We start from the raw sequence: 15,227 nt of genomic DNA, 5'->3' as shown, positions 1-15,227 counted from the left end.
GCCGGCGCGCCGATGAGCACGGGGCGGCGCTCTGCGCCGTTCTCGGTCGAGAGGTGGCGGCAGGATCCCCCGGTGGTCAACGAGGCATACCGTGCTGCCAAGTTGGCGGCCGAGGGCTGCACGGAAAGCCTGGCCCCGGTCGCCACCCCGGTCGGTCTCACGGTCGCGGTGATCGAGCCCGGCGCGGTGGCCGGGGAGTGCGTCGCGAACGTGGGCATCGACGAGAGCGCGGCGGCCGAGGCCGGCGTCCACGGTGAAGGGCTGACGAACTACCTCGGTCGCACCCGGGGCGTGCGCGCAGGCGATGCGCGGGTGGCCGGACCCGGTTCCGTCATGGGGTCCTCCGTCGTTCCGTCCCGCGGCGGGCCAAAGTGTGGACGAGGCGGCCGAGCTGCCGGTACGGGTCCCGCGTCGAGGCGGCCCACTCCGTCTGCAGCGCCTGCGCGTACTCCTCGGGGCCGGGAGCCCAGTCCACGAGGTGGTCGTGGAAGATCCGCACCCCCTGCCAGGGGAGCGGAGCGAGCCCGTGCTCTGCCGCGATCCCGTCGAGCGCCTCGGCCGTGTCCCCACGCGTCTCGATGCCGAGATTCCCCACGCTCGCCGCCGCACCGTGCTCGATGAGGTCACGCGCCGCCCGGTACTCGCCGCGCAGGGCCTCGCGGAAGCCGATCGCGGCCCGGTTCTTCGTCAGGATGCTCAGCACCCCGCCACGGGCGACCAACCCCGAGAGGCGGCCGATCGCGCCGGCCGCGTCGTCCAGGTACATCAGTACCCCGTGACAGCACACGGCGTCGAACCGCTCCCGTCCGAAGGGAAGGCCGTCGATGTCTGCTTCGAGGAGCCGGATCTGCGGGGCGAGGTCGGGCCGGGCGCCCAGGCGGCGGGCCGCGGCCCCCAGCATCTCCGCGGACGGGTCGACGCCCGTCACACGGTGCCCGGCCGCGGCGAGCCGAAGCGTCATCTCGCCGTCCCCGCAGCCGACGTCCAGGACCCGTGCGTGCCCGGTGGGCAGTTCGGCGAGGAGTCGGCGCGCGACGAGGTCGTGACGCAGGCGGCCCCGGGCACTGAGGGAGTGGGCGGAGTACGCGGCCCCGACGGTGGCGAAGTCGGTCAACGTGTCCACCCCGATTCCCTAGGGGGCCGGCCGGCCCGGACTCCCAGGGCGCCCGCCCCGGCAGTCGCTGCGAGGCCGGCAGCGGGTACGGCGTGCTCGGCCGCGTGTCGTTGGAGGAGCTCCCTGGTCGACGCCGCCATCGTCAGGAACGGGAGTTTGCCCGGGTCCATCCAGGCGAGCATCACGCCTTCGGTCAGCCGCAGGGCGGACGGGTCGCCGTTCCGGCTGCCGGTGAAGACCTGGATCGGCACGAGCGTGCCGTCCGTACCGATGGCGTGCTCGACCGCGTACGGCCGCAAGCCGGCGATCTCCAGGCCTGCCTCTTCCGGGAGTTCGCGGCGGACCGTGTCCAGCAGGGTGGTGTCCTGCGGCTCCCGCCCGCCCCCGAGCAGCGACCAGGCTCCCGGCTGCCAGATCTCGGGCTTGTTGGCGTCGCGGAGGTGCAATGGATAGTAGCCCCGGCCGTCGTCAGGCGTCATGACGTGGCCTCCCCGCTGTCCGCCCGGGCGCCCGGAGCGCCCGGCGGCGCCGTGGACCGTACGGGCTGCGCCGGAACGGCCGGTTGTACGAACTGACGGGCCTGCAGCTCGTACGCCTCTCTGAACGCCCCGGTGCCGGTGGCCGGGTCCATCAGCTCCGCGAAGGTGCCCCGCTCGGCGACCCGGCCCTCGTCGAGCACGTAGATCACATCGGCGTGGCGGGCGCTGGCCAGGCGGTGGGTGATCAGCACGGTGGTCTGCCCCTTGTCGGCCAGCTGGTGGATCTGGTCGAAGACCCGCTGCTCGGCGGCCGCGTCCAGGGCGCTGGTGGGCTCGTCGACGATGAGCACGGCGCCGTCGCGGTGCCGGGCCCGGGCGAGGCCGAACTTCTGCCACTGGCCGCCGGAGATCTCCTGCCCGCCCTTGTAGCCGCGGGAGAGGAGGGAGTCCCAGCGACGCGGGAGTCCCGTGACGACCCTGTCCGCGCCCGAGTACGCGGCGGCCGGTTCGACGGCCGCGTCGTCCATCGAACCGGATGTGCGCCCGATGCCGATGTTGACGCGGGCGGTGAACGGCCACCGGAAGAAGTCCTGGGCGACCATCGCCACGCGCGCGAAGACCTGTGCCCGGTCGGCCTCCGCGGTGCTCACCCCGCCCCACAGGACTCTTCCGCTGTCGGGGAGCCGGGCGCCGCTGAGCAGGCTGATCAGCGTCGACTTGCCGGCGCCGTTGCTCCCGACGAGGGCGACGGTCCTGCCGCGGGGGATGACGAGGTCGACCTCGGACAGGGACGGCTTGTCCTTGCCGGGGTAGGTGAAGGTGACCCCCTCGAAGCGAATCTCGTCCACCTCGTCGGGCAGGTCGCGCCCGCCGGCGGGGATGGCGCGCCGGACGGCCTCGGTGCACAGGGTCTCCAGGTCGGCGACGAACAGCGCCTCCTCCTGCACGTCCGTGACACGGAGGACGAGGTCGGTGATGCTGGCCGAGCCGGTGCGGATCGCCAGTACGGCCGTGCCGGCCACCGCGAGGTCCATGCGTCCGTTCCACAGCAGCAGTCCGAGGACTCCGTAGGTGGCGACGGTCGCAAGCCCGCGGGCCGAGTCCGCCAGCACATGCGTGCGTGCGCCGGTCCAGGCGAGCCGGGTCTGCTCGCGCTCGCTCGTCAGCGCCATCTCCCGGAAGTGCGTGAGAAGGAAGGGAGCCACGTCGTGGACGCGGATCTCGGCCGCGGCCTGCGGGTTGATCAGGAGCTGGCTGATCAGTTTGGCTGCCCGGACGTGCTGGACGAAGCGGTGCCAGCTGACGTACCGGTGCCTGGCCATGGTGAGCGAGCCCCACGCGCTCGGGAGCGCCATGAACGCCAGCAGCGGCAGGAGTGTCCAGTGCAGCACCGCGAGAACACCGGCGGCGGCGATCAGGGAGATCGCGGAGGTGACCACGGCGGTGCAGTAGCCGACCATCCGCCGGGCCGAGTCGGCGCCCCACTGCGCGGAGTCCATCAGCTTGTGGAAGGCGTCGTCCTCGATCGCCTCCAGCTCCACCTTCGCCACGAGCCCGAGATAGCGCTCGGTCGCCACCCTCTGGGCCTTCGGCTCCAGGATCCCGGTCGCGGCGGCCGAGGCCGACTTGCACGCCGAGCCGATCACCGCCAGCACGGCGACCAGGGCGAGCGACGGCAGCGCGGCGCGGAGCCTTCCGGTGATGTCGCCGGACGCGAGCAGTTCGACGAGGAGGGAGTTGACCGCGATCAGGGAGACGGCCTGCGCGATCCCGCGGGCGATCTCGCAGACCGCGACCGTGACGAACGCCCGCTGGTCGGCCTCGCGCGCCAGCCGGATCGCGACCGCGACCTGTCGTGGCAGCGCGCCGCCCATCTGACGCAGTCCGAGCTTCAGCCAGGCCCCGTCGTGGCTGCCCCAGCCGTAGTCGTAGGTGAGCTCGCCGCCGAACAGCAGCTGCTCGGAGGGTGAGGGCCCGTCCATCGAGGACGGAGCGGTGACGTTGTCGTCGGTCATCCCCACCACCCCGTACGCGGTCGTGCAGCGCGGGCGGCGCCGGCGGTACGTCGGGGCCGTGCCGCCGCGGTCGAGAGCCGGACGGGCACAGGCTCAGCGGCGGGAGGAAGGGCGGTCAGGGGATGAGGCAGGGGGTACATGTCAGCCTCCGGGAGGGGTGCGGTGAGGGGTTGCCAGGCTCAACGACGACCCCCGCCCTCTCGAACACATGACTTTTGGACGTGCTGTGAACCCCGGCTCCAGGCGAAAGTGCGTTCGTTCCGGTTACACCGACCCTTGCCGGGGCTGGCCCGGGCGTCGATGTGCCAGTGGCCGAAACGCCGACGCCGTCCTGAGCGTGCGAGCGGGACGGGGTGGGACGAAGCGAACGGGGCCCACCGGGGTGCGTGACGCCGCGCGTTGTCAGTGGTCCCGTTCAAGATGGGCACGTCTTTCCCTCTTCATCCCCTCTTCAGAGACGGAGGCGTCATGGCCCTCACGAACCGGCAGGTGGCCGGGCACGGGTTTCTGCGGCAGATGTACGCGGACGCGTACTTCCCCGACCACGTCGTCGACAAGGGCAGAGCGATCCTGCTGCGGCTGTGCGAACGGATCGAGGCCGAGCGGCCGGCCGACCTGGCGGCCCTGTACGAACTGACTCGGGCCGCGACGGACGAGTTCAACCTTCTGGAGGCGGAGTTCGAGGCTGCGGGGAGTGAGATCGAGACGGTCGCGCGGGAGGTGATCGCCGAGGACTTCTGGCGTGTCGCGTCGGCCTACGGGTTCTCGGACGCGGACGTGGAGGAACTGATCGCCACGCGGGATTGGTGATCGAGGGGTGACGGCGGCGGACGGCGCAGGTTCCGTGTCACTGTCACCGGCGAAGGGCTCGCCGTGATCGACGTCGCGCTCACCGGTGGGGCGGGGACCCGCCACGTCGGGCGGCGGGTGTCAGGAGTCGGCGCGACCGATGCCGCGCGCCCACAGGACCAGGGGGATCTGGAGGGGCAGCCGACCGTAGGCGATCGCCTGCGCCTTCGGTGAGCGGTCTCGCCAGTCGTAGGCCATCTTGACGTTGGCCGGGAAGACTCCGGCGAAGAACACGGCGGCGGCGCGGGCGCTCGCCTTGCGGGTCGCCGGAAGGGCGAGGCCGGCGGCGAGGGCGAGTTCCGCGACCCCACTGGCCTTGGTCCAGGTCCGGGGGCTGCCCGGAAGGAACTCCGGCACGGTGGCGTCGAACTGCTTCGGGGAGGCGAAGTGGGCGACGCCCGCGGAGGCGAGCAGGCCGGCGAGCAGGAAGGCGGAGCGTGCGGACCGGGACATCGGATTCCTTCGGACGAGGCGGATCGGCGGGCGAAGAGGGAAGGCGGAGCACACCCTACCGGCCGGTAGGTTTGTGTGGGGCTCGTACTCCGTGGCTCGTTCGGGGCGGACGCCGCGCGACGCCGTCTCCTGGCGGCCGGCCCGTCCGGACAGCCGTCTGAACGGCCCGCTTCCCGCACCTCGACGGCGGGGCGGAGCGGCGCTCGTCACGGCAGAGCTGAGGTGCCGGACGAGGCGCTCGCCGCGGTCGCCCCGGGGAACCGTGTGATTGATTGCGTTGTCAGGGGGTAGCCGCGGAACTCAGACGGTTCGATCCGTTCTCGACAGGAAGGACCCCCATGCCCTTCTCGACCGCCACAACCTCCGAACTTGCCGCCTCCGGCTCACCCGCCCTGCTGTTGATCCTGGTCGGGGTGGTCATCGCCGTGCTGCTGATCGCCGCCTTCTGGTGGGGTTCCCGGCGCTCGGCCCGCAGACGGGCGTCCGCCGCTGTCGCTCAGCCGCCGGCGGCCGAGGCGAGGCGGGACTCCTGGACCGCGCCGGACGAGCGGCCGGACCGATGAGGTCGCCCCGGAGCCGGACCGACGACGATCCCCGAAGGAGGACCCCGTGAAGGAACGAGGAAACGAGGACGAGCGGCGGCACCGCCGCACCGCCCCCACCACTCCGGCGGGCGCCGAGGGCGAGAGCGGTGACAAGGAGGCCCGCGAGGACGCGGAGGCGGCCGTGGCGGGTCGCGCCGGTGACACCGACCGGGCGGGCGCCGACGGTCACCGGGCCAAGCGCCAGCGCCCGGGCCTCGGCCGCGAAGAGCAGACCCGGGACCAGTAGCCCGAGGGAACACCCGGGACCGGTACCCGCGAGCGCAGGCTCGGGACCGTGGCCGCGAGGGAAGCCCCCGGGACCGGCAGCCGTGACACCCGGCCGATCCGGGGCGCCCGGGAGGGTCACCCGTGGGTGCCGCCGCGGACGCGGTGGGCCGTGTCCCGCAGCCACAGGGCGCTGCGCTTGGGCCTACGGGTCTGGGTGGCGTAGTCGACGCGGACGAGACCGAAGCGCTTGTCGTAGCCGTACGCCCACTCGAAGTTGTCCAGGAGCGACCACGCGAAGTAGCCGCGGACGTCGGCGCCCCGGCTGCGAGCCTCGGCCACGGCGGCCAGGTGGGACGCGAGGTAGGCGGTGCGGTCGGCGTCCTCGACGAAGCCGTGGGCGTCGGCGACGTCCTCGTACGCGGCGCCGTTCTCGGTGACCACCATCGTCGTGCCGGGATAGTCCCGGGAGACGCGCAGCAGCAGGTCGGTGAGGTCGTGCGGCATCACCTCCCAGCCGAGGCCGGTGACCGGCAGGCCGCCGTGCGGCAGGTTACGGGTGACGGGGATGCCGTCCGCGTCGGTGGAGGAGCCGTTCTCGTCGACCCCCGACGTGCGCATCGAGCGGTAGTAGTTGACGCCCAGCGTGTCGATGGGGCTGGAGATGATCTCCAGGTCGCCGTCCCTGACGGGAATCTCGACGGCCCGGGCGGCCAGGTCGTCGACGAGGTCCTGGGGGTACCGGCCGCGCAGGACGGGGTCGAGGTAGAAGCGGAAACCGAGGGCGTCGGCCCGGCGCGCGGCCTCCCGGTCGGCCGCCGAGCAGGTGGCGGGCCGGCTGGTGCCGAGGAGGTGGGTGACGGCCAGGTCCAGGGGCCGGCGGGCGGCGGAGCGCAGGCGCTGGACCGCGAGGCCGTGGGCGAGGTGCAGATGGTGCACGGCGCGCACCCCGTCGGCGAAGGAGCGGCCTCCGGGCGCGTGGACGCCCTCGACGTGGCCGAGGACGGCCGAGCAGAACGGCTCGTTGAGGGTGGTCCAGTGGGTGACGCGGTCGCCGAGGCGCTCGTGGACGAGTTCCGCGTAGTCGGCGAAGCGGTGGGCGGTGTCGCGGGCGGGCCAGCCGCCGGCGTCCTGGAGCTCCTGGGGCAGGTCCCAGTGGTACAGGGTGAGCCAGGGCGTGACGCCGTGCGCGAGGAGCTCGTCGACGAGACGGTCGTAGAAACCGATCCCCGCCGGGTTGGCCGGGCCGCTCCCGTGCGGCTGGACGCGGGACCAGGAGACGGAGAAGCGGTACGTGTCGAGGCCGAGGGCTGCCAGCAGGGCCACGTCCTCGGGCATGCGGTGGTAGTGGTCGCAGGCCACGTCTCCGGTGTCGCCGTTGTCCACGGCCCCGGGGACGCGGCAGAAGGTGTCCCAGATGGACGGGGTGCGGCCGTCCTCGGCGGTGGCTCCCTCGATCTGGAAGGCGGAGGTGGCGGCGCCGAAGCGGAAGTGCGGGGGGAGGAGGTCGATGAGCGCGTCGTGGTGGGCGGTGGCGGACGGGGCGGGGGCGGTCACGGGATCCTCCTGGTGCCGAGAGGCGGACGGGCAAGCGGCCCGGGCGCCCTCGCGGGCGTCCGGGCCGTGTTCGGGAGACGGATCAGGGCAGGCGGTGGTCCGCGTTCAGCACGACTCCGCGTTCGGGGCGGTACAGGTCGAAGCCCCGTGTGTCGCACTGCAGGCCGCCGACGATGCAGTGGTCGACGAGGGCCTTGAGGGTGCGTTCCTCCCATGCGTTGAAGAAGTCGTAGTGGAAGGAGTAGCCGCGACCACTGGCCAGGCGGACCTGGCTCATGTCGCCGTTGACCGGCCACGCCATCTTGAACTCGATCATCGGCAGGGCGACCGGGTGGGAGGCCGGGCACATGTTGTCGTTGGTGCCGGGCTTGACCACCGGGTACGCCATGTGGCTCTTGTGGTCGGGGGTGTCGAGGTACAGACCGTCCCAGCAGCTGGGCGCCTGCATGCGCAGGTTGAGCTGTACGTCGGGCCGGCTCGGACAGCTCGCCGGGATGTCGGTGTTGAAGAAGCTGTCACCGCATTCCCAGCCCTCGACGAAGCCCTTGTGGCTGCGGAACTCCTGGGCGGTCTGCGTCGGGTTGCCGACGACGAACCGCAGACCCTTGGGGAAGGGCCGCACGCTCCGGTAGTCGGTGACGCCCGCCTTGTAGTAGATGACCTGCGGACCGACGGGCAGGATCTTCTGGTCGCCCTTGTACAGCGAGGGCATCCAGTACGCGGAGGCGTCCGCGGGCGCCTTGCAGGTGGTGCCGCCTCCGTAGAGCGAGCCGGTGGTGCTGGCCGCGTCGGTGGAGGTGTTGCCCATGAACGTGTGGTCGTGGGACTTGCCGAACTGGCCCGGGTAGACGATCGGGTCGTCCGGCGCGGTGTGGGTGACGGAGCAGCCGGCCTGGAACTCGTGGTGGTAGGCCGGGGGCGGGGTGGCCGTGGACGGGGTCACCCCGGTGACCTGGGGTACGGCCGGGATGTAGCCGTCGCCGTCGGGGTCGTCCGCCGAGGGGAGCGCGGAGGCCGCCATGACATGGCCCTCGGCGGTGCCCGCCGTGTGCGCCCCGTGGGCGCCGGCGGCCGGGGCGGTGGTCTCCCCGTGGGCGGTGGCCGCGGTGTAGGTGTTCACCGTCAGGGCGGAGACGCCCATCGCTGCGGCGAGCAGTAAGGCGGACAGGGTCCGGCCGCGGATTCTCATCGTGATCTCCTCGTTCTCCTCAGGGGGTCAGCTGTAGATTCCGAACTCGTGGAGCGAGTAGCCCCAGCCGGTGCCGCGCGCGGTGAGCTGGAGCCGGACGTACCGTGCGGTGGCAGCGGTCTCGATGGTGTCGATGTCGCCGTTTCCGGTGGTGGTGGCGTGGATGGTCCGCCAGGTGCCGCCGTCGTCGGAGACCTGGACCTCGTAGGAGCGGGCGTAGGCCGGGTCCCAGACCAGCTGGAGCCGGTTGAAGGAGCGGACCGAGCCGAGGTCGACCCGGATCCACTGCGGGTCGCTCCAGTCGCTGGCCCAGCGGGTGGTGGTGGTGCCGTCGGTCGCGTTGGTCGCCGGGCAGGGGCAGTCGCCGTAGGAGGCCTGCGCGGAGGAGGCGGTGGTGGGCCGGTTCAGGGCGATGTTGGTGCCGGCGACCGGCGGGGCGACGACCTTGACGGACTTCGTCTCGATGCCGGCGTTGCCGCGGCCGTCCTCGGCCTGCACGTACACCTTCCACACGCCGAGCTTCTCGGGCGCGGTGACCGCGAAGGTGCCGTTGCCGAGGGAGCGGTACTGCGCGTCGATCAGGCGCTTGTCTCCGTTGGCGTAGTTGCCGCTCAGATAGATCTTGGTGGTGACGGGGTCGCCGTCGGGGTCGCGGACGTCGGCGCGGACCGTGAACTCGCCGCCGGCCGGGGCGGATCCGGCGGGCGTGACCGTCATGCCGCTGATGACCGGCGGGGTGTTGTCGCCCGCGACGGAGCCGGTGTACGCCTTCTTGAGGGCGTAGTACGAGAGGCGCTTCAGGCCGTCGGGGAGGAGGTTGAACCAGACGCCGCCGAAGTCGTGCTCGGTGCCGTAGTGGAAGACGGTCGCGCCGAGGGCGACGCCCTGGTGACCGGTGACGCAGTTCCAGGCCTTGGTGTACCCGTCGGCCTTCTGGACGTCGGTGGGCTCGTCGGGGACGCCGTTGGCGTCCTTGGGGGTCTCCCACTCGCCGGCCGGCCCGGTCTCGGTGATGATGTACGGCTTGGTGTAGCCGCCCTCCACCCAGTCCTCGCGGACCCCGCAGATGTCGCCGTAGGCGTTCATCGAGTAGAGGTCCAGATCGGGCGCGTTGCGCTTGTAGTAGGGCCAGGCGCCGGTCCACGCGTCCGTGGAGGTCACGGGGTGGTCGGGGTCGATGGCGTGGATCCTCTTGGCGACGTCGTTGACGAAGGTCGTGTACGCGTTGCGCTGGGCCTCGAGCTCGGTGCCGCTGTAACAGTTCTGCAGACCGAGGACGGACTCGTTGCCGACGTTCCACATGAGGGTGGCGGGGTGGGACTTGTACGTGTCCACCCACTTCGCGAACTCGGTGAGCATGGTGCTCTTGTACGTGCTGTCCGTCACGTAGTTGACGCAGCCGCCGGAGCCCGGGCCGCCGCCCGGCTGGAGCCAGAAGCCGTTGATCACCTTGACGCCGTTGGCGGCCGCCGCGTCGAGCAGCGGCTTGGTGCCGGCGTCCGTTCCCCAGGTGCGGACGGTGTTGACGCCCATGGACTTCACGTCCGGCATGTAGCGGGGGGCGTCGGCCATCGCGGGGCCCCAGGTGACGCCCTTGACGGTGTATGGCTGTCCGCCCACCGTCAACTGCCAGTTGCCCTGCGTGCCGCTCACGCGGACGGCGCCGCCGGGCTCGGGCTGGGTGGATCCGCCGCCGTACACCTGGAACTCCCACAGGGAGTAGCCGTACCCGGTGCCCCGGGTGACACCCTGGAGGCGGACGTAGCGGCCGGTGCCGGTGACCGCGAGCTCGTCGGTGCCACCGTCGCCCGCCGTCACGGACCTGACGGTGCGCCAGTCGCTTCCGTTGTCGGAGAGCTGGATGTCGTACGCCTTGCCGTAGGCGCCCTCCCAGTTCAGGACGACGCGGCTGATGTTCGCGCTGCTGCCCAGGTCGACCTGGATCCACTGGGCGTCGCTCCACTGGCTCGCCCAGCGGGTTCTTGTGAGGTCGCCGTCGACCGCGGCGGAGGCGCCCCAGGCGGCGCCCTCGGTCGAGGAGGCGGTGGCGCTCTTCCCCTGGGAGAGGAGGGTCTCGGCGGCGGTGGCGGGCGCCGCGGTCAGCATCGTGGCGGCGGACAGGGCGGTGGTGAGCAGGGCACCGACGGAGACGAGCGAGGCCGTCGTGCGGGTGCGGGTGCGGGCGCCGGCGCGCCTTCGTGTCGTGGGGGAGTTGGTCGCGGTCATGGCGGCTCCTGGACGGAGGGGAGGGGATCGCCTTCCGGGCGGCGCGGCGGGGACTGGGCGCCGCCCGGAAGGGGTGGGAAGGCCGGGACGCGCCGCCGTGAGGGCGCGTCCCGGCGGACCGTCAGGGGAAGTTGACGACGGTGGACGGCACGGTCGAGGTGCCGGCGGGGATGGTGGACGCCCCGGTGTCGTTGATGACGTGGTTGTAGTGGCCCATACCGCCGAGGGACACCACCAGGAGGCTGTGGAACTTCACCCCCGGCTTGACGGGTGCCTTGAAGCCGTGGTCCTGGACGATGGTCGGGTCCACGTTGTAGTTGCAGTAGCTGCCGAGGCCCCAGGCCTCATGGGTGTTCACGGAGTCGTCGACCCGGTAGGCGGCGTACCCCTTCGTCGAGCCGTTCTGGATGGCGGCCTGGTTGGGGGCGTCGTACGCCTTCTCGTTCTGGTAGAAGATCGTGCGGCCGCGCTCGCCGTACCACTCGACGTCGTACTTGTTGAAGTGCTCGACGAACAGGCCGGTGGCGAGCACGTCGTCGCCGTTGACCCGGACGCCGTAGTCTGCGCGGTTGGTCTCCCAGCCCCAGCCCTCGCCGTGGTCGGCGCGCCACACCCAGGTGTGGTCGATGATGGCGTCGTCGCTGTTCACGACCACGCTGGTGGTGGCCTTGCCCGCGCCCGCGCCGCCGATGCGGATGTACACGTCCTGCACGGTGGTGGGGTTGGCGGCGTGGTCCGCGGAGGAGTTCTGCGGCCCGAGCTCCAGCAGCGTCGGGGAGTTGACCGGGCCGGCGTCGATCAGGAAGCCGGCGAGGCGGACGCCGTCGACGTCGGCGACCTTCATCGCGGTGACGCCGTTGTCCGGGATGATGGTGGCGAGGCCGAGGCCGAGCACGATGGTGTTCGCCCGGTTCACGTCGATGGTCTGGTCGACGTGGTAGATGCCCGGGGTGAACAGCAGGTGCAGGCCCTGGGCCAGCGCCTGGTTGATCGTGGCGGCGGTGGCGCCCGGCTTGACCACGTAGAACTGGCTCAGCGGGATCGACTCGCCCTGCGGGGCGCCGTTGGCCCAGCTGGTGCCGCGGGCGTTGACGCGCTTGGCGGGGGCGAAGACCTTGTACTCGTTGCCGTCGAGGTAGAGGTACGGCTTCTCGCGCGAGATCGGCGTGGTGTCGAGCGTGGTGTAGCGCGGCTCCGGGAAGGAGGTGGCCGGTGCGCCCTCGACGCCCGAGAAGGTCTGGTTCCAGACGCTGTTGGACCAGCCGCCGATGGAGCTCTCCCGGGTGTACCACTGCTGCTGGGAGTAGTTGCCGACCTGGCCGTCGATCTTGGAGTCGGCGATGTAGCCGCCGCTGGCCCAGCCGTAGCCGTTCGGTGCCAGGTTGAGGCCGCCCTTGACGTGCATGCGGCGGAAGGAGGAGGCCTGCGAGACGGCCCACCGGTCGGTGCCGTTGACCGGGTTGAGGGTCAGGCCCTCCGCACCGCGCCAGAAGTTCTGGGTGGCGTTGCCGTTGAACCAGCCGGCGTCGACGGTCACGTCACCGTTGATGGTGGTGTCGCCGGGGCGCAGACCGAGGCCGGCGATCTGGGTGTAGAAGCCGATCTGGGCGTTGAGGCCGTTGTAGGTGCCGGGCTTGAAGAGGAAGGCGTGCCGGCCGCTGCCGAACTGGGCCGACTCCTGCTGCTGGAAGACCTGGTCCAGCTTTGCCTGGATGCCGGGTGTGGACGGGTCGACGACGTGCACGTTGGGGCCGAGGTCGCCGCCGCCGGGGAGCGTGGGGCCGGTGCCGCCGGTGGTGCCGTAGACCTGGAACTCCCAGAGGGAGAAGCCGTATCCGGTGGCCCGGGTGAGGCCGTTCATCCGGATGTAGCGGCCGGTGCCGGAGAGCGTGACGTTGTCGGTGCCGCCGTCGCCCGCGGTCACGGAGGTGACGGTGCGCCAGGTGGTGCCGTTGTCGGAGGCCTGGATCTCGTAGCTCTTGCCGTACGCCGCCTCCCAGTTGAGGACCGCGTGGCTGAGCGTGGCGCTGCTGCCGAGGTCGACCTGGATCCACTGGGCGTCCTGCCAGGCGCTGGCCCAGCGGGTGCCGGTCAGGTCGCCGTCGACGGCGGCGGAGGCGGAGAAGGCGGCGCCCTCGGTGGAGGAGGCGGTCGCGGTCCTTCCCTGGGAGAGCAGGGTGGGGGCCGCCTGCGCCGTCGTGGCGGGGGCGAGGGCGAGCAGGCTGCCGGCCAGTGAGGTGACAAGTGCGCCGACGGTGGCCCGGCGGACGCGTGAGGCGGGTCGCCGGAAGACCGGCGGGGACCCGACGGAAGACATGGGGTCTCCTCTGGATACATGGGGGAAACGTGGGAGAGCGCTCTCCCGAAACCTTGCCCGCAGGGCGAGTTGACGGTCAAGGCGTATGACACGACTTTTCTTTTGGCTTTCATTAAGTGTCGACGCCAACCGGTTCCGGCCAGGCGCGGACCGTCCTCCCACCGGACACACGACACCGTTAAGGTGCGCGGGTGGGGTATCGAGGACCGACTCTGGAAGACGTCGCACGCGAGGCGGGCGTATCGCGCGCGACGGTGTCCCGCGTCGTCAACGGCGTGCGCAACGTGGCTCCCGACATCCAGCGGAGCGTGCGCGAGGCCATCGCCCGCATCGGCTACACCCCCAACCAGGCCGCCCGTTCCCTGGTCACCCGGCGCACCGGGACCGTGGCCCTGGTGCTCTGCGCCACGGGAAGGTCCTTCACCGCCAGGGTGTTCTCCGACCCGTTCTTCGGACGCGTGGTGGACGGTGTCCTGCCGGTCCTGCGCCGCCGCGCGATCCAGCCCGTGCTGCTCGTCGCCGAGTCCGAGCAGGCCAGGACCCAACTCGTCGAGTACCTGCGCCAGGGCGGCGCCGACGGAGCCCTGGTGGTGCCGCTGGACGAGAACGACCCGCTGCCGTCGATGCTGGTGGCGGCGGGCCTTCCCACGGTGCTGTTCGGCCGCCCCCGCGACGGGGAGCGGTGCGGCTACGTCGACCTCGACAACCCCGCCGGCGCGCGTCTGGCGGCAGAGCACCTGTGGGCCACCGGCCGACGACGCCCGGCCACCATCGCCGCACCGGTCACCGCCCCCACGGCGGACGAACGCCTCGACGGCTTCCGTGAGGCGCTCGCGGCACACGGGGTGACCTCGGTCCCCGTCGTACGGGGCCGGTTCACGGTGGACAGCGGCAGGCGCGCCATGGCCAGACTCCTGAAGGACCACCCGGGGATCGACGCCGTGTTCGCCGCCAACGACCTGATGGCCCAGGGCGCCTGCCAGTACCTGCGTGAGCAGGGGGTCTCCGTCCCCGGCGAGGTGGCCGTGGTCGGCTTCGACGACTCGGTGGCAGCACGGAAGGCACGTCCGCAGCTGACCACCGTGCGCCAGCCGGTGGAGCGCATGGCGGCCGCGATGGCCACGCTCCTCGTCGAGCAGCTCGACGGCGCCCGGTCCGAGACGGCCTCGAAGGTGTTCGAACCGGTCCTGGTCGTACGCGACTCGACCTGACCGTCCCGGGGCGCGGTGACCGCGGTGACGGCGCGGACAGCGTTGACAGTGGGGATCGCGACGAGCACGGAGACCGTCCCTGCCGACCGACCTCCGCGCGTCACGCCTCCAGCGCGTCCAGTACGGCGAGCTGCTCCATGACGCGGTCGGCGGACCAGGTGTCGAGCCAGGCCGCGAACTCTCCCCCGTAGGCGCGGGGGACGGATTCCACGCGCATCACGAGGGCGAGATACACCCGGTGGAGGGCGAGGCGGGCGCGGGCGCCGACGTCGACGGTCAGGGCGGGGTCGACGGAGCGGTAGCCGGCCAGGAGGTCGGCATCGTCCTCGGCCGTCCCGAGCGGGTCGAGCCCGACGAGCTCGGCCAACGGATCGCCGAAGAAGGCGCGTTCCCCGTCGATCAGCCCGCTCAGGTGCCATGGGCCGCTCCCGGTCCGGGCGAGGACGGCGTTGCCCTCCCAGGCGTCGAAGTGGACGAGCGCGGGACGGCGCACCTCGGCGAGCCGGTGGCCGAACCGTACGGGCAGGCCGGCGAGGAACCCGGTGGGGGCGGGCAGGGCCACGTCGAACCGGCTCGCGTCGGCGAGGACGGCGTGCAGCATGGCGGTGAACGCGGTGGGCCAGTCGGGGGCGGAGAGCCCCGCCGCGGGCTGCTGGTATCCGTACGCCGGCCCTGTGACGGTGGCGATCCGGGCCAGGCTCTCTCCCAGCTCACGGCGCAGCGACGCGCGATCGGTCGGCGTGAGCCGGTCGCGCGCGGCGTCCCAGGTGGTGCCGTGGACGTACGAGAGGAGCAGCCACTCGGCGGGGGTGCCGGGACCCGCGGGCTCATGGTGCAGGACGGTGGGCACCCGGGTGCCGGTCCTGGCGGCGAGACGGTGGAAGAGCGCCTCGGTGCCGAGGAGCCCCCGTTCGTGGGTGAGGGCGGGGGCGCTCGCTGGAGGCGCGGTCTTGAGCACCAGGTGCCGCCCGTCGGAGAGTTCGAGCAGACGGGCGGCACCTGGTGCTC

13 protein-coding genes are annotated in these 15,227 nt (G+C 72.0%); 4 read left to right on the top strand and 9 right to left on the bottom strand.

Going from position 1 to position 15,227, the window contains the following annotated elements:
• Positions 1-331: 331 nt before the first annotated feature.
• Genes AOK00_RS13745 through AOK00_RS13735 form a run of 3 tightly spaced genes read right to left on the bottom strand, consistent with a single transcriptional unit; the run spans position 332 to position 3,608 of the window.
• Positions 332-1,123 carry a class I SAM-dependent methyltransferase gene (locus tag AOK00_RS13745; protein ID WP_254047357.1) on the bottom strand — a complete coding sequence of 264 codons (792 nt, stop codon included), beginning with the start codon at positions 1,121-1,123 and terminating at the stop codon, positions 332-334.
• Positions 1,111-1,593, bottom strand: coding sequence for an NUDIX domain-containing protein (locus AOK00_RS13740; protein ID WP_107097383.1), 483 nt, complete (start codon positions 1,591-1,593; stop codon positions 1,111-1,113). Before AOK00_RS13740 ends, AOK00_RS13745 begins: the two co-directional genes overlap by 13 nt.
• The gene (locus AOK00_RS13735) at positions 1,590-3,608 is read right to left on the bottom strand and encodes an ABC transporter ATP-binding protein (protein WP_079041984.1); all 2,019 of its coding nucleotides are present in this window, start codon (positions 3,606-3,608) and stop codon (positions 1,590-1,592) included. The genes AOK00_RS13740 and AOK00_RS13735 overlap by 4 nt, the downstream gene beginning before the upstream one ends.
• A 468-nt stretch (positions 3,609-4,076) precedes the next feature.
• Between AOK00_RS13735 and AOK00_RS13730 the strand changes: the two genes are divergently transcribed.
• On the top strand, positions 4,077-4,418 hold the full coding sequence (locus AOK00_RS13730) for a DUF5713 family protein (protein ID WP_055600590.1): 342 nt from the start codon (positions 4,077-4,079) through the stop codon (positions 4,416-4,418).
• A gap of 120 nt (positions 4,419-4,538) precedes the next feature.
• Here the strand turns inward: AOK00_RS13730 and AOK00_RS13725 are convergent, their stop codons facing one another.
• Positions 4,539-4,910 (bottom strand): DoxX family protein, encoded by a 372-nt coding sequence (locus tag AOK00_RS13725; protein ID WP_055600589.1) that lies wholly within the window; start codon positions 4,908-4,910, stop codon positions 4,539-4,541.
• 338 nt (positions 4,911-5,248) lie between these two features.
• Here AOK00_RS13725 and AOK00_RS13720 point away from each other — a divergent pair, with 338 nt between their 5' ends.
• Both AOK00_RS13720 and AOK00_RS13715 read left to right on the top strand, forming a co-directional pair.
• On the top strand, positions 5,249-5,473 hold the full coding sequence (locus AOK00_RS13720; protein WP_055600588.1) for a DUF6479 family protein: 225 nt from the start codon (positions 5,249-5,251) through the stop codon (positions 5,471-5,473).
• Between the two features lie 46 nt (positions 5,474-5,519).
• A complete protein-coding gene (locus AOK00_RS13715) occupies positions 5,520-5,741 on the top strand; it encodes a hypothetical protein (protein WP_055600587.1) in 222 nt (73 codons plus the stop codon).
• Positions 5,742-5,857: 116 nt separating this feature from the next.
• Here the strand turns inward: AOK00_RS13715 and AOK00_RS13710 are convergent, their stop codons facing one another.
• The 4 genes from AOK00_RS13710 to AOK00_RS13695 form a co-directional block, all read right to left on the bottom strand.
• Positions 5,858-7,276, bottom strand: a complete 1,419-nt coding sequence (locus AOK00_RS13710; protein WP_055600586.1) for a GH1 family beta-glucosidase — start codon at positions 7,274-7,276, stop codon at positions 5,858-5,860.
• 82 nt (positions 7,277-7,358) lie between these two features.
• Positions 7,359-8,465 (bottom strand): DUF1996 domain-containing protein, encoded by a 1,107-nt coding sequence (locus AOK00_RS13705; protein WP_055600585.1) that lies wholly within the window; start codon positions 8,463-8,465, stop codon positions 7,359-7,361.
• Positions 8,466-8,492: 27 nt separating this feature from the next.
• The gene (locus tag AOK00_RS13700) at positions 8,493-10,691 is read right to left on the bottom strand and encodes a discoidin domain-containing protein (RefSeq protein ID WP_055600584.1); all 2,199 of its coding nucleotides are present in this window, start codon (positions 10,689-10,691) and stop codon (positions 8,493-8,495) included.
• A 121-nt stretch (positions 10,692-10,812) separates the two neighbouring features.
• A complete protein-coding gene (locus tag AOK00_RS13695) occupies positions 10,813-13,008 on the bottom strand; it encodes a discoidin domain-containing protein (RefSeq protein WP_055600583.1) in 2,196 nt (731 codons plus the stop codon).
• A 191-nt stretch (positions 13,009-13,199) separates the two neighbouring features.
• Between AOK00_RS13695 and AOK00_RS13690 the strand changes: the two genes are divergently transcribed.
• The gene (locus tag AOK00_RS13690) at positions 13,200-14,219 is read left to right on the top strand and encodes a LacI family DNA-binding transcriptional regulator (protein WP_055600582.1); all 1,020 of its coding nucleotides are present in this window, start codon (positions 13,200-13,202) and stop codon (positions 14,217-14,219) included.
• Between the two features lie 100 nt (positions 14,220-14,319).
• On the opposite strand, the gene AOK00_RS13685 is transcribed toward AOK00_RS13690, so the two are convergent.
• On the bottom strand, positions 14,320-15,227 hold a 908-nt coding region (locus AOK00_RS13685), incomplete at its 5' end, for a phosphotransferase family protein (RefSeq protein WP_055600581.1).

Source organism: Streptomyces aureus (genome assembly GCF_001418135.1).
In the GTDB taxonomy this organism is placed as follows: Bacteria; Actinomycetota; Actinomycetes; order Streptomycetales; family Streptomycetaceae; genus Streptomyces; species Streptomyces aureus_A.
Note: the sequence above shows the minus strand (reverse complement) of the source record. Positions and strands in the feature narration are given on the sequence as shown.

What these genes read in the sequence shown, in the direction of transcription:
- AOK00_RS13740 (WP_107097383.1), bottom strand. Translation starts at nt 1,593, where the DNA reads ATGACGCCTGACGACGGCCGGGGCTACTATCCATTGCACCTCCGCGAC.
- AOK00_RS13735 (WP_079041984.1), bottom strand. Translation starts at nt 3,608, where the DNA reads ATGACCGACGACAACGTCACCGCTCCGTCCTCGATGGACGGGCCCTCA.
- AOK00_RS13730 (WP_055600590.1), top strand. Translation starts at nt 4,077, where the DNA reads ATGGCCCTCACGAACCGGCAGGTGGCCGGGCACGGGTTTCTGCGGCAG.
- AOK00_RS13725 (WP_055600589.1), bottom strand. Translation starts at nt 4,910, where the DNA reads ATGTCCCGGTCCGCACGCTCCGCCTTCCTGCTCGCCGGCCTGCTCGCC.
- AOK00_RS13720 (WP_055600588.1), top strand. Translation starts at nt 5,249, where the DNA reads ATGCCCTTCTCGACCGCCACAACCTCCGAACTTGCCGCCTCCGGCTCA.
- AOK00_RS13705 (WP_055600585.1), bottom strand. Translation starts at nt 8,465, where the DNA reads ATGAGAATCCGCGGCCGGACCCTGTCCGCCTTACTGCTCGCCGCAGCG.
- AOK00_RS13700 (WP_055600584.1), bottom strand. Translation starts at nt 10,691, where the DNA reads ATGACCGCGACCAACTCCCCCACGACACGAAGGCGCGCCGGCGCCCGC.
- AOK00_RS13695 (WP_055600583.1), bottom strand. Translation starts at nt 13,008, where the DNA reads ATGTCTTCCGTCGGGTCCCCGCCGGTCTTCCGGCGACCCGCCTCACGC.